Origin of the sequence: Planomonospora corallina (assembly GCF_042650625.1) — a bacterium.
Lineage (GTDB): Bacteria > Actinomycetota > Actinomycetes > Streptosporangiales > Streptosporangiaceae > Planomonospora_B > Planomonospora_B corallina.
On record NZ_JBHSBM010000017.1, the window covers coordinates 410,859 to 424,257 of the forward strand.

Genomic DNA, 13,399 nt, shown 5'->3' on the forward strand with positions numbered 1-13,399 from the left:
GCCGAGGCCGGCGTCGAAGGCCGGGCGCCAGAGGGACGGGTCGAGGACGTTGACGCCGAAGACCGCGACGGCCGTCTCGTCGGGGACCACGTGGGCGACCGCGGCGTCCCCGAGCCGGGCGAGCTCGGACCGCAGGGCCGTACGCGGGGTGAGGTGCGCCAGTGGTTCCACGACCACCACGGCGGAGCAGCCCTCGGCCAGGTCCGCGTTGGTCGTGGAACGCACCCCGCCGTCCATGTAGTGGCGGCCGCCGATCTCCACCGGCCGGAACACGCCGGGCACGGCGCAGCTGGAGGCGACCGCGGAGACCAGCGGGATCCCGGAGGCGCGCTCCCAGACGGTGAACCCGCCGGTGGCGGTGTCGACCGCGGTGACCAGCAGACGCCGCTCCGGCCACTCCTTGACCGGCAGCCGCTCGCCGATGGTCTCGATCCTGGCCCCGGTGTCCCGGACGGAGAGCGCCAGCGTGCCGAGCCGCCGCCGGGCCTCCTGCGGCTCGACCGACGGGTCGTACAGCGCGGCGAAGGCGGTCATCACCGCCTCCATGTCGACCGCGGGGACCGTCGCCTCGGTCTCCGACTCGGCCTGCGCGGCGACCGCGCCCTCCAGGTCCGCCCCGGTGGCGACGAGCGTGCCGACCACCGACCCGGCGGAGGTGCCGATCACCACGTCGGCCTCTCCCAGATCCACTCCCTCGCGCCGGAGGCCGGTGATGATCCCGGCCTCCCAGCCGATGCCCGCGATGCCGCCGCCGCCCAGAACCAGTGCTCTCGTCATGCGGCATTCCTACCCCACCGCGGCGTACGGCGGTGCCGGGTCCCGCCGGCCGGTCCCGCCGGGCCGTACGGGGAACCCGCGCCCGCCGGTCCCGCGAGATGATCGGGTCCGGCCCGGGTGAAGATCTGTGCTGAGGTGCGGGTGCCCGTCGTGGGGCCGGCAGCCGACCTCAAGTTTGCTTGAGGTCGAGTTAGGATGAGGGCCGTGTCCCAGAGCACGGAACTCACCGTCGGCCAGCTGGCCGCCCGCAGCGGGGTCGCGGTCTCGGCCCTGCACTTCTACGAGGCCAAGGGGCTGATCCGCAGCCGCCGCACGGCGGGCAACCAGCGCCGCTACACCCGCGACACGCTGCGCAGGGTCGCCTTCATCCGGGCCTCCCAGCGGGTCGGCATCCCGCTGCGCACGATCCAGCACGCGCTCTCCGCGCTGCCGGACGGGCGCACCCCGAACCGGGAGGACTGGGCCCGCCTCTCCGAACTCTGGCGGGCCGAGCTGGACGACCGGATCCGCCAGCTCCAGCGCCTGCGCGACGGACTGACCGAGTGCATCGGCTGCGGCTGCCTCTCGCTGAACCGCTGCGCCCTGGCCAACCCCGGCGACGTGCTCGCCTCCCGCGGCCCGGGCTCGCGCCTGGTGGTCACGCCGGAGGAGAGGGCCGCCGGCAGCCGGGAAGGGTGAAAGTTACATCGGTGCTCCGGTTCCACCTGCTCTTTGTTGGTTTACTGTTCAAACTTATTGACGGTCCGCCGGCCGCCGTGTGAGCCTGCGGGCGCTCATGCACGCGCATCGGCGGCCCGCGGGCCGCAGTTCCCGCTCCCCGGTCGTGCATGACGGTCTGTCCATTGCTCTGCGGAGGGAAGCCGTACATGCGAAGAAGACTGTTCAGCGTGCTCGCCGCCGCGGCGGTGACGTGCGCGGCGGTCGGCACGGCCGCCACGGGCGCGACCGCCTCGGCGGCCGGCCCGGCCACTTCCTCGGTCACCGCCCCGGTCACCCTGGCCGCCGCCGAGACGAACGAGTGGAAGAACGTCCGGATCGACGGCGGCGGGTTCGTCCCGGGGATCATCTTCAACCAGAAGGAGAAGAACCTCGTCTACGCCCGCACCGACATCGGCGGCGCCTACCGGTGGGACCAGTCCACCAGGAGCTGGATCCCGCTGCTCGACTGGGTCGGCTGGGACAAGTGGGGCTACAACGGCGTGGTGAGCCTCGCCACCGACCCGGTGGACCCCGACCGCGTCTACGTCGCCGCCGGGATGTACACCAACGACTGGGACCCCAACAAGGGGGCGATCCTGCGCTCGGCCGACCGGGGGAAGACCTGGAAGGCCACCGAGCTGCCGTTCAAACTCGGCGGCAACATGCCCGGCCGCGGCATGGGCGAGCGGCTGGCCGTCGACCCCAACGACAACAAGGTCCTCTACCTCGGCGCGCCCGACGGCAACGGCCTGTGGCGCAGCACGGACTCCGGCGCCACCTGGGCCGAGGTCGCGAGCTTCCCCAACCCCGGGGACTACGCCCAGGACCCCGACGACCCGAACGGGTACCTGGACCACCGGCCCGGAGTGGTCTGGGTGACATTCGACCCGGCCTCGTCGCCGGCCGGAACGGCCACGAAGAAGATCTACGTCGGCGTCGCCGACAAGGAGAACACGGTCTACAGCTCCTCCGACGCCGGCGCGACCTGGACCCGTGTCGCCGGGCAGCCGACCGGCTACATCGCCCACAAGGGCGTGCTGGACCACACCAGCGGCACCCTCTACATCGCCACCAGCGACACCGGCGGGCCGTACGACGGCGCCAAGGGCGACGTGTGGAAGCTCGACACGAAGAGCGGCGCGTGGACGCGGATCAGCCCCGTCCCGTCCGACTCGCAGGACGCCTACTACGGCTACAGCGGCCTGACGATCGACCGGCAGAACCCCGGCACGATCATGGTGGCCACCCAGATCTCCTGGTGGCCCGACGTGATCTTCTTCCGCTCCACCGACGGCGGAGCGACCTGGACCCGCATCTGGGACTGGGGCTCCTACCCCGAGCGGACCAAGCGCTACACGATGGACATCTCCTCGGCGCCGTGGCTGACCTTCGGGACGAACCCGCAGCCGCCGGAGGAGACGCCCAAGCTCGGCTGGATGACCGAGTCGCTGGAGATCGACCCGTTCGACTCCGACCGCATGATGTACGGCACCGGCGCCACGATCTACGGCACCGAGGACCTCACGAAGTGGGACGACGGCGGGAAGATCACGATCAAACCGATGGTGAGGGGCCTGGAGGAGACCGCGGTCCTCGACCTGATCAGCCCGCCCAGCGGCGCGCCCCTGGTCAGCGCCCTCGGCGACATCGCCGGCTTCCGCCACACCGACCTGGACAAGGTCCCGGCGATGATGTTCACCGCCCCCAACTTCACCTCGACCACCAGCCTCGACTACGCCGAGACCAGCCCGGACATCATGGTCCGCGCGGGCAACTTCACCGACGCCGACCGGCCGAACGACAGCCACGTCGCCTTCTCCACTGACGGCGGCGCCAACTGGTTCCAGGGCGGCGAGCCGGGCGGGATCAACGAGGGCGGCACCGTCGCGGCCGCGGCCGACGGCTCCCGGTTCGTCTGGGCGCCCAAGGGCGTGGCCGTCCACCACTCCGTCGGCTTCGGCAACGGCTGGACCGCCTCCACCGGCATCCCGGCGGGCGCCGTGGTCGAGTCCGACCGGGTGAACGCCAGGAAGTTCTACGGCTTCGCCGCCGGCAGGTTCTACGCCAGCACCGACGGCGGCGCCACGTTCACGGCCACCGCCGCGACCGGTCTGCCCGCCGAGGGCAACGTCAAGTTCAAGGCCGTGCCCGGCCGCGAGGGCCACATCTGGCTCGCCGGGGAGAACGGCCTGTTCCGCTCCACCGACGGCGGCGCCTCCTTCACCAAGCTCTCCGGCATCACCGAGGCGGTGAACGTCGGCTTCGGCAAGGCCGCGGAGGGCCGCACCCACCAGGCCGTCTACACCGTCGCCACGATCGGCGGCGTGACCGGCGTCTTCCGCTCCGACGACACCGGCGCCACCTGGGTCCGGGTCAACGACGACCGGCACCAGTACGGCAACATGGGCGAGGCGCTGACCGGCGACCCCCGCGTCTACGGCCGTGTCTACCTCGGCACCAACGGCCGCGGCATCGTCTACGCCGACACCGGCGGCGACACCCCGCCCCCGGACGACACCACCGCGCCGTCCAAGCCCGGCAAGCCCGCCGCCTCGGCGATCACCTCGACCGGCGCCACCCTCACCTGGGCGGCCTCCACCGACGAGACCGGCGTGGAGGGCTACGACGTCTACCGCGAGGCGGGCGCGACGGACGTGAAGGCCGGCTCGGCCTCCACGACGTCGTTCGCCCTCACCGGGCTGGCGGCCGACACCTCCTACACCTACTACGTCGTGGCCCGCGACGCCGCCGGCAACGCCTCGGCCCCCTCCGACCCGGTGACCTTCAAGACGGCCACCGGCGGCGGGAACGGCGAGGGCGGCTGCACCGCGGCCTACAGGGTCGCCAACTCCTGGCCCGGCGGCTTCCAGGGCGAGGTGACGGTGAAGAACACCGGCACCGCGGCGATCAGCGGCTGGACGGTGAAGTGGACCTTCCCCGACGGCCAGAAGATCACCCAGCTCTGGAGCGGTGAGCACACCCAGACCGGGGCGGACGTCACCGTCGGGAACGCGAGCTGGAACGGCAGGCTGAACGCGGGCGCCTCCACCTCCTTCGGCTTCGGCGCGAGCCGGAGCGGAGCCAACGGCGTGCCCGCCACCGTCACCTGCACCGCGGGCTGATCCCGGCACCCCAGGAGGAGAGAACAGGCATTAACCAAAGAAACCGGCCGGATCGGTCGAACTGATCCGTGTTCCCGGGACTCTCACCGAAAGGGTTCCCGGGACTCTCACCGAAAGGCCGAGCGACCCGGCCCCGTGCCCTTCCGCGGCACGAGGCCGGGTCTCGTCCGCTGGGAGGAGCGTCGCCCGCGTACGCCCGCCTATCCTGGAACGGAATCTGAACCGCATGGGGGAGCACGTGGCCATCTCAGACGGAGTGCGAGACACCCGGGACGGAGGCGGGATGCCGGAGACCGGCGACGCCGAGGCCGTGAAGGCCGAGGCCGCCGAGCGCTCGCCCATCCGCTCCGGCCTGCACGGCAGGCTCGACGCCATCAGGGCCACCCGCGCCGGCCACCTCACCCTGAAGGTCGTCATCGGCACCATCGGCGGCGTGCTGGTCGTCGGCGGGCTCATCATGGTGCCCTTCCCCGGCCCCGGCTGGGCGGTCGTCTTCGCCGGCCTCGCGGTGCTGGCCCTGGAGTTCCACTGGGCCCACAAGCTGCTGGAGTTCGGCAAGCGGACCCTCTCGGCCTGGATCGCCTGGCTCGGCAGGCAGAACCTCGCGGTCAAGGGCCTGGTCGTGCTGGTCGCCGCCGCGACCGCCAGCGCCATCGTCTACTTCGGCCTCAAACTCAGCTTCGGCCTCGACCTCATCGTCGAGGCGCAGAAACTCCTCATCCGCTGAGCGCGGAGCGGCCCGGAGCGTCCTCCGGGACCGTCCGCGCCGTCCGCGCCGTCCGCGCCGCCCAGGCCGCCCGCGCCGCCCGCGCCGCCCAGGCCGCCCGGGCCGTCGCCCCTGCCCGGCCCGGCCGTACGGCCGGGCCGGGCAGGGGCGGTACGCTCGAAGGCGCCCGGTCCGGCAGGGCCACCCCACCTCACAGGAGACGACGCACCTTGCCCGAGCCCCTGCCCGAGCGGCACGAGCCCACCGTGTCCGAGTCGCGTGAGCCCGCCGTGCCCGAGTCACGCGGCCTGGGCCCGGACGCCCTGCGCGCCGACTGCGAGCGCTGCTTCGCGCTGTGCTGCGTCGCCCCGGCCTTCGCCGCCTCGGCGGACTTCGCCATCGACAAGCCCGCCGGGCGGGCCTGCCCCAACCTCCAGCAGGACTTCCGCTGCGGCATCCACCGCGACCTGCGCGAGAAGGGCTTCACCGGCTGCACGGTCTTCGACTGCTTCGGCGCCGGGCAGCAGGTCTCCCAGGTCACCTTCGGAGGCGAGGACTGGCGGCGGAACCCGGGCACCGCGAAGCGGATGTTCGAGGTCTTCGCGGTCATGCGCCAGATCCACGAGCTGCTCTGGTACCTCACCGAGGCGCTGACGCTGCCGGCCGCCCGCCCGCTCCACGGCGAGCTCGCGCGCCTGCGCGACGAGACCGAGCGCCTGGCCGGCGGCGACCCCGACGCCGTCCTGGCCGTGGACCTCATGGGGCACCGGAGCCGGGTGAACGAGCTGCTGCTGGGCGCGAGCGAGCTCGCGCGGGCCGAGGCACTGGGCGCAAGGAAGGACCGCCGCAAGGAGCGCAGGGGGGCCGACCTCATCGGGGCCGACCTGCGGGGAGCGGACCTGCGCGGCGCCAACCTGCGCGGGGCGTACCTCATCGGGGCCGACCTGCGGGGAGCGGACCTGCGGACGGCCGACCTCATCGGCGCCGACCTCAGGAACGCCGACCTGCGCGGCGCCGACCTGACCGGGAGCGTCTTCCTCATCCAGTCGCAGCTCGACGCGGCCAGGGGCGACGCGAGCACGAAACTGCCGCCCGCGCTCACCCGCCCTGCGCACTGGGAGACCGGTGCCCGGCGCGCCGGAGGCCCGGCGCCCGGCGGCGATCGAAGGCCCGGCGCCCGCCGGGGCGGGAGCCCGGCACGCGGCGGCCGGAAGCCCGGCACGCGGCGCTGAGGAGCCGTACGGACGACCGCCGCCGTCACCGGATGTCACAGGACGCCGCGGCCGTTACACGCCTGTGACGCGATCCGGCGGGCGGCGTAACGGACGGTGGTGACCCTGGTGGACATGAGTGAGACGGAACGCGAGCGGTCCGCCTCGGGGTGGACGCTCAACAGGGAACTGCTCAACGTCGGAGCGGTCATCGTCGCCGCGGGCATCGCCCACCTCGTGATGGGCCTGATCGGGCACGGGAAGCACGGTCCGGTGACGCTCCTGCTGCTGGGCGGGGTGCTGGTCGCGTCGGCGCTGGGCCACCGGTTCTACGAGGAGCGGCGGCACCGTGCGCAGCCGGAGGCGGAGTGCGTCCGGTGCGGGGAGACCCGGTGACGCCCTTGTGAGGTCTGCCGATTCGTTATAGATCTCGAATCATGCGGATCCTCCGGCCTAGGCTGCGGCCGTGCCTCTGACTCGCGGGACCCACCGGCTGCTCCGCGGCGGGGTCGCCGCGACCGCGCTGACCGTGCTCCTCGCCGTGCCCCTCGTGCCCGCGCACGCCGCCGCGCCGGCGGACATCCGGCTGCCCGGCACCTCGGTGACCGTGCGCGAGGAGACCACGGACCCGGCGCGGGTGACCGCCTACAGCCTGAAGGGCGCGGCCTACCTGCGCCGGGGCGCCGGATTCGTGAAGCGCTCCGGCGACACCGAGGTCACGGTCGCCCCGAAGGGGGCCCGGGCGCTGGCCGTGGCGGCCTCCTACCGCGACGGATACGACTCGGTCGTCCTGATCGACGTCGCGACGGGCAAGGGCACCCGGATCCGCACGGTGGACAAGCCCCTCGTCGCGAACTCCGTCCGCTGGGCGCGCACGGCGGACAAGGCCGTCCTGACCGTGCGGCGGAAGACCGCCTCCGGCTGGGCCACCACCGGGTTCGTGATCGTCGACGCGACCGCCCGGACCGCGCGGCAGGTGACCGCGGAGGGGGTGGACCCGGCCGCGGTCTTCCGGTGGAGTCCGGACGGCACCGAGCTCGTCTCCGGCCACCGGGGCGGCACCCGCTTCCACGGCCCGGACGGCTCGGTCCGGCGCACCCTGACCGGGACGGGCACGCCGGTCGGCGGCGAGGACGCCTTCTCCCCGTCGGGCCGCCGCCTGGCGACGTGGTGCCCGTCCTCCTACGCCGAGCACGTCTGCGTCTGGGAGCGGACCACCCGGGGCGCCGCCGGGCTCGCCGCCCGGGTGAACGTCCGGCCGGAGAGCCTGTGGGGCTGGTGGGACGAGAAGCACCTGGTCGCGGTCCTCGCCTCGGGGGGCACCCGCCGGGTCGTCCTGGTCGACCTGACGGGCAGGACGGTGCGGACGCTCGCCGCGCTCCCCGCCGCCGACTGGGAGAAGAAGATCTATCTCAGCTACACCCGCAAGTGAGCCCCGGCCGCACCCGGGCGATCCCGTGCCCGCCCGCGCCGGGCGGAGGACCGGTGGTCAGAGGTAGAGGCCGGTGCCGTTGTCGGTCTGCTGGGTGGCGATGGCGTGCAGGTCGCGCTCGCGCATGACCAGGTAGGTCCGGCCGTGGACCTCGACCTCGTACTGGTCCTCGGGATTGAACAGGACCTTGTCGCCGACCTTCACCGAACGGGCGTTGGCGCCGACACCGCAGACCTGGCCCCAGACGAGGCGGTTGGCCATCTTCACGGTCGCCGGGATCACGATGCCCGCGGTGCTGCGCCGTTCCTCGGACTCCTGCTCGGTCCTGACCATGACGCGGTCGTGGAGCATCTGGATCTCGAACTTAGGGTCAGCCACGACAGCAGTTTAGGAGACGGACGGCGTCTCCTCGGCGTCTCCCCGGTCCGTGAGCGGCCCGGGACCCGTCCGAGACCTGTCCGCGCGGTGAATTCCCGGTGCGCCGGTGCGGGGTAGGCTCACCGTGCATGACGGACAATTCCCCCGATTCCTCCTCGCTGGTCGACGACTTCATCGACTGGTACCTGAACGCGAACCCCGTCCACGCCTCCCTCGCGGGCGCGCCGGGCCACGACCGGACTCTCGGCGACTTCACCGAGGCGGGCATCCTCGCCCGGGAGGCGGAGTCGCGGCACTGGCTGGAGCGGCTGGAGGCCGCCGAGGGCGGGGGATTCGAGGAGCGGATCGACCGCGAGCTGATCGCCTCCACCCTGCGCGGCTCGCTCGCCTTCGCCGACTGGCCCTCCTGGCGGCGCGACCCGTCCCACTACGTCGGCGCGGTCTTCGCCTCCATGTTCAGCCCCTTCCTGAGCCGGCTGGCCCCCGAGGCCGAACTGGTGGACGCCGCCGTGGCCCGGCTGGCCGAGGTGCCCGGCGTGCTGGCGGCCTGCCGCGGGAACCTGGACCCGGCCCTGGCCGCGCCGCTGCTGGTCGAGCGGGGACTGGGGCAGGCGCGGACCGCGCGGCGCTTCCTCACCGTGACCGTCCCCGGCCTGGTCGGCGACGAGAAGCTGCGCGCCCGGCTGGCCGAGGCGGCCGAGCCCGCGGCGGCGGCCTTCGACGACCTGGTGGAGTTCCTCGCCGGATTCGAGGCGACCGGCACCTGGCGGATGGGCGAGGAGCTCTACTCGCGGCTGCTGCGCGAGCGGGAGCTGCTCGGCTACGGGGCCGCCGAGCTGCGCGAGCGCGGCCGGGCCGCCTACGACGAGCTCGACGCGGAGATGCGCGAGGTGGCCCGGCGCCTGACCGGCGGCTCCGACGACTGGCACGCAGCGATCACCGCGCTCCAGGACGACCACGCGCCGACCCTCGAGGCCATGCGGGCCGAGTACGAGGCCGAGACCGAGCGGGCCCGCCGGTTCGTGCGCGAGCGCGGCCTGGTGACCTTCGCCGAGGGCGAGGAGTGCCGGGTGGTGCCGTCGCCGGAGTTCCAGCGGCCCGTGCTCGCCGTCGCCTCCTACATGGCGCCGCCGCCGCTGTCGCCCTCCCGGACCGGGCACTTCTTCGTGCCGTTCACGCCGGAGTCCTTCACCGAGGAGCAGGTCCGCCAGCGGCTGCGCACCAACGCCCGGGCCCAGATGCCCTCGATCGCCGTGCACGAGGCATACCCAGGCCACCACTGGCACCTGTCGTGGATGGCGGGCAGCCCCCGCCGGGCCCGCAAGCTCTTCCGCACGCCGTACTTCGCGGAGGGGTGGGCGCTGTACGTGGAGAAGGTCATGCGCGAGGAGGGCTACTTCGCCACGCCCGCCCAGGAGCTCGCCCACCTGGAGTTCCGTCTCTTCCGCGCGGCCCGCATCATCGTGGACACCTCGCTGCACTGCGGTGACATGAGCATCGAGGAGGCCGAGCACTTCATGACCACGAAGTCCTCGCTCACCCCGGGCACGGCCAAGGGCGAGGTCGACCGCTACTGCGCCTGGCCCACCCAGGCCCCGTCCTACCTGACCGGGGCGCTGGAGATCGAGCGCATCCGCGCCGACTACCTGGCCGCGGGCCGGGGCGACCTGCGGACCTTCCACGACACCCTGGCCGGCTCCGGCGGCCTGCCCCTGGGCCTGGCCCGCCGGGTGGCGCTGGAGGGGTGACCCGGGTGCCGAGTCCGAAAAGCTACCTATAGGTAACCGAAGTCACATGGGCTCTCCGCACAATCGGTGAGGCGTCACTTGTGCAATGAAAGGTCATCTCTGTGCGGATAGCTCCGTTCGCCCGCTTGTCCCGCCCGCTCCGCTGGGCGGCCCGGGTCCTCACCGTCCTCCTCGTCCTGGCGGTCCTGCTCGCCGGGACGGTCACCTGGACGGTCCGCCGCTCCTTCCCGCAGCTGTCGGGCGAGGTGCGACTGCCGGGCCTGGCGGCCTCGGTGACCGTGCTCCGCGACGGGCACGGCATTCCGCACATCTACGCCGACACCGCCGGTGACCTGCTGAAGGCCCAGGGTTACGTGCACGCCCAGGACCGCTTCTGGGAGATGGACTTCCGGCGCAAGACCACCGCGGGCCGCCTGTCGGAGCTGTTCGGCGCCTCGACGCTCGACGTCGACAAGGTCGTGCGGACCCTCGGCTGGCGGCGCACGGCCGAGGCCGAGCTCGCCGTCCTCAAGCCGGAGACCCGCCAGGCGCTGGAGGACTACGCCGCCGGCGTGAACGCCTGGATGGCCCAGCACGACGGCTTCGCCGAGAAGAGCCTCGAGTACGGCGTGCTCAAGCTCACCGCGGCCGGCTACGAGCCGGAGCCCTGGACCCCGGCCGACTCCCTGGCCTGGCTCAAGGCCATGGCCTGGGACCTGCGCTCCAACATGGAGGCCGAGCTGAACCGGGCGCTGGTCGCCGCCCGTCTCCCCGCCGAGCGGGCCGCGCAGCTCTACCCGGGCTACCCCTTCGACCGCCACCAGCCGATCGTGACCGCCGGAGCGCCCGCCGCCGAGGAGCCCAAGGGCGGCCGGCCGGTCGGGACCGCGGCCGCCGCCGAGGCGCTGGACGGGGTCGCCGCGCTGACGGGCGCCGCCCCCTCCCTCCTCGGGACCGCCGGCGGCGACCCGGCCGGAATCGGCTCCAACTCCTGGGTGGTGGGCGGCGCCCACACCGCCACCGGCAAGCCGCTGCTGGCCAACGACCCGCACCTCGGACCCCGGCTGCCGTCGATCTGGTACCAGGCCGGGCTGCACTGCCGTACGAAGAGCGCTGCCTGCCCCTACGACGTGGCCGGCTACACCTTCGCGGGCCTGCCCGGCGTCGTCATCGGCCACAACGACAAGATCGCCTGGGGGTTCACCAACCTCGCCCCCGACGTCACCGACCTGTACCTGGAGCGCACCCAGGGCGACACCGCCCTGGCCGGGGAGACCTGGGAGCCGATGCAGGTGCGCACCGAGCAGATCAAGGTGGCCGGAGGTGAGACGGTCGAGCTGAAGGTCCGCACGACCAAGCACGGCCCGATCGTCTCCGGCGTGCTCGGCGACGCTCGCGAGGCCGTGCCCGGCGCCGCGGCCCGCCTGGGCGAGAAGGCCGAGGGCCTGGAGGTGGCGCTGCGCTGGACCGCGCTCGACCCCGGCCGGACCGCCGACGCGATCCTGCTGATGAACCGGGCGACGAACTTCGAGGAGTTCCGCGAGGGCGCGTCCTTCTTCGAGGCCCCCGCGCAGAACCTGGTCTACGCCGACACCGCCGGCAACATCGGCTACCAGGCCCCCGGGAAGATCCCGGTCCGCTCGAAGGGCGACGGCACCATGCCCGTGCCCGGCTGGACCGGCGAGCACGAGTGGACCGGCTTCGTCCCGTTCGAGAAGCTGCCGTCCGTCTACAACCCGCCGGAGGGCTACATCGTCACCGCCAACAACGCGGTCGTGCGCCCGAGCGACGAGCTGTTCCTGACCGAGGACTGGTCGCACGGCTACCGCTCCCAGCGGATCGTGGAGCGCATCGAGGAGGAGACCGCCAAGGGCAAGGTCACCTCCGAGACGATGCGCGCCCTGCTGATGGACGACCGCAACAACCTCGCCCCGGTCCTCGTCCCGCACCTGCTCCGGGTCGGCGCCCCCAACGACACGCTCAAGGGCTGGGACTTCGGCCAGGGCCGGGACTCGGCCGGGGCCGCCTACTTCAACGCCGTCTGGCGGCACCTGCTCGCCCGGACGTTCGAGGACGAGCTGACCGACCCTCTCCGGCCCGGTGGCAACGACCGCTGGTACGAGGTGGTCCGCGCGCTCCTCGACGCGCCCGAGGACCCCTTCTGGGACGACGTGCGCACCGAGAACGCCGCCGAGCGCCGCGACGACATGCTGAAGGCCGCCATGGCCGACGCCGACGCCGAGTTGCGAGGGCTGCTGGGCGACGACCCGGCCGAGTGGGCCTGGGGCGACCTGCACACCCTCGACCTCACCCACGAGACCTTCGGCACCAGCGGCATCGCGCCGGTCGAGTGGCTGTTCAACCGGGGACCGCTGCGCACCTCCGGCGGCAAGGACACCGTGAACGCCACCGGCTGGGACACCAGCGCCGGCTACCAGGTCAACTGGGTGCCGTCGATGCGCATGGTGGTGGACCTGACCGACCTGGACCGCTCGGAGTGGATCAACCTGACCGGCGCCTCCGGCCACGCCTTCCACGCCAACTACGACGACCAGGCCGAGCTCTGGGCGGACGGCAGGCTCACGCCGATGCGCTTCACCGAGCCCGCCGTACGGCAGGCCGCCGCCGACACGCTCACCCTCACCCCATGAGTCCCTCCACCGGGGCGAGCCCCGCGTAGGCCCTGTGCGGGTCCCACGTGGGTCCCGCGCGAATCCTGCGTGACGCGTGGGTCACACGTGAATCCTGCGTGAGCCCCGCGTGAGCCCCGCACCGGCCCCGGCCCCCGTCCGGCGGGAGGGGGCCGGGGCCGGGGCCGGGGCGGAGGACGCGTCGCCGGCCGTCCGCCGTTCCCCGGCCGTCCCCGGCCGGGGAACCGGCAGGACCCGTGTCGGCAGGCGTCCGGCCCGGGCCCTATGCTCTCCGCTCATGAATCCGCTGAGCCGTTTCCTCCAGGTCTCCTTCATCCTGCTGGGGTTCGTCTTCCTCGGTCTCGCCGTGCTGCGGGCGGGAGACTTCGGCGACTCCGACAACGTCACCTTGGAGAGCTCGTCCGCTCTCATCTGGGACTGCAAGCCGAAGGGCGGTGCCTCCGATCCCGGGGAGCAGAGGTGCGAGAGCGTGAAGCCCCTCGACGTCCGCCTGATCGGGGAGGTGGACAACGAGGACTTCCAGTACGCGGTGGTGTTCGGCCTGACCGGCATAGGGATGCAGGCGGCGGCCGCCGCCGTCGCGGCGGGAGCGCGCCGGACCGCCGGCCCCGGGACCGCCGTCCCGGTCCCCGGCCCGGCGGCGCCGCCGGTCCAGGGGCCGTCCGGCCCGGTGGCGCCCCGGGGCCACGGGCCGGG

Annotated in this window: 10 protein-coding genes; 8 read left to right on the forward strand and 2 right to left on the reverse strand. The window is 73.2% G+C overall.

Annotated elements, in window-relative coordinates:
• The coding region (locus ACFOWE_RS15065) for a patatin-like phospholipase family protein (RefSeq protein WP_377288072.1) at positions 1–777 on the reverse strand (777 nt) is incomplete at its 3' end.
• 204 nt (positions 778–981) lie between these two features.
• Between ACFOWE_RS15065 and soxR the strand changes: the two genes are divergently transcribed.
• The 6 genes from soxR to ACFOWE_RS15095 all read left to right on the forward strand — a co-directional run bounded on the left by soxR (position 982) and on the right by ACFOWE_RS15095 (position 7,947).
• The gene (soxR, locus tag ACFOWE_RS15070) at positions 982–1,455 is read left to right on the forward strand and encodes a redox-sensitive transcriptional activator SoxR (RefSeq protein ID WP_377288074.1); all 474 of its coding nucleotides are present in this window, start codon (positions 982–984) and stop codon (positions 1,453–1,455) included.
• Between the two features lie 188 nt (positions 1,456–1,643).
• Positions 1,644–4,598, forward strand: a complete 2,955-nt coding sequence (locus ACFOWE_RS15075; RefSeq protein ID WP_377288076.1) for a cellulose binding domain-containing protein — start codon at positions 1,644–1,646, stop codon at positions 4,596–4,598.
• Between the two features lie 283 nt (positions 4,599–4,881).
• Positions 4,882–5,325: a TIGR02611 family protein gene (locus ACFOWE_RS15080; protein WP_377288078.1), complete on the forward strand. Its 444-nt coding sequence runs from the start codon at positions 4,882–4,884 to the stop codon at positions 5,323–5,325.
• A 245-nt stretch (positions 5,326–5,570) separates the two neighbouring features.
• Complete coding sequence (locus ACFOWE_RS15085) at positions 5,571–6,536, forward strand: pentapeptide repeat-containing protein (RefSeq protein WP_377289126.1); 966 nt, start codon at positions 5,571–5,573, stop codon at positions 6,534–6,536.
• Between the two features lie 114 nt (positions 6,537–6,650).
• Positions 6,651–6,911 (forward strand): hypothetical protein, encoded by a 261-nt coding sequence (locus tag ACFOWE_RS15090; RefSeq protein ID WP_377288080.1) that lies wholly within the window; start codon positions 6,651–6,653, stop codon positions 6,909–6,911.
• 70 nt (positions 6,912–6,981) lie between these two features.
• Positions 6,982–7,947 carry a TolB family protein gene (locus tag ACFOWE_RS15095; protein ID WP_377288082.1) on the forward strand — a complete coding sequence of 322 codons (966 nt, stop codon included), beginning with the start codon at positions 6,982–6,984 and terminating at the stop codon, positions 7,945–7,947.
• Positions 7,948–8,004: 57 nt separating this feature from the next.
• On the opposite strand, the gene ACFOWE_RS15100 is transcribed toward ACFOWE_RS15095, so the two are convergent.
• Positions 8,005–8,325, reverse strand: coding sequence for a GroES family chaperonin (locus ACFOWE_RS15100; RefSeq protein WP_377288084.1), 321 nt, complete (start codon positions 8,323–8,325; stop codon positions 8,005–8,007).
• A gap of 128 nt (positions 8,326–8,453) precedes the next feature.
• Between ACFOWE_RS15100 and ACFOWE_RS15105 the strand changes: the two genes are divergently transcribed.
• Complete coding sequence (locus ACFOWE_RS15105) at positions 8,454–10,073, forward strand: DUF885 domain-containing protein (protein WP_377288086.1); 1,620 nt, start codon at positions 8,454–8,456, stop codon at positions 10,071–10,073.
• 125 nt (positions 10,074–10,198) lie between these two features.
• Complete coding sequence (locus ACFOWE_RS15110; RefSeq protein ID WP_377288088.1) at positions 10,199–12,703, forward strand: penicillin acylase family protein; 2,505 nt, start codon at positions 10,199–10,201, stop codon at positions 12,701–12,703.
• Positions 12,704–13,399 lie beyond the last annotated feature (696 nt).

What these genes read in the sequence shown, in the direction of transcription:
- ACFOWE_RS15075 (WP_377288076.1), top strand. Translation starts at nt 1,644, where the DNA reads ATGCGAAGAAGACTGTTCAGCGTGCTCGCCGCCGCGGCGGTGACGTGC.
- ACFOWE_RS15080 (WP_377288078.1), top strand. Translation starts at nt 4,882, where the DNA reads ATGCCGGAGACCGGCGACGCCGAGGCCGTGAAGGCCGAGGCCGCCGAG.
- ACFOWE_RS15090 (WP_377288080.1), top strand. Translation starts at nt 6,651, where the DNA reads ATGAGTGAGACGGAACGCGAGCGGTCCGCCTCGGGGTGGACGCTCAAC.
- ACFOWE_RS15105 (WP_377288086.1), top strand. Translation starts at nt 8,454, where the DNA reads ATGACGGACAATTCCCCCGATTCCTCCTCGCTGGTCGACGACTTCATC.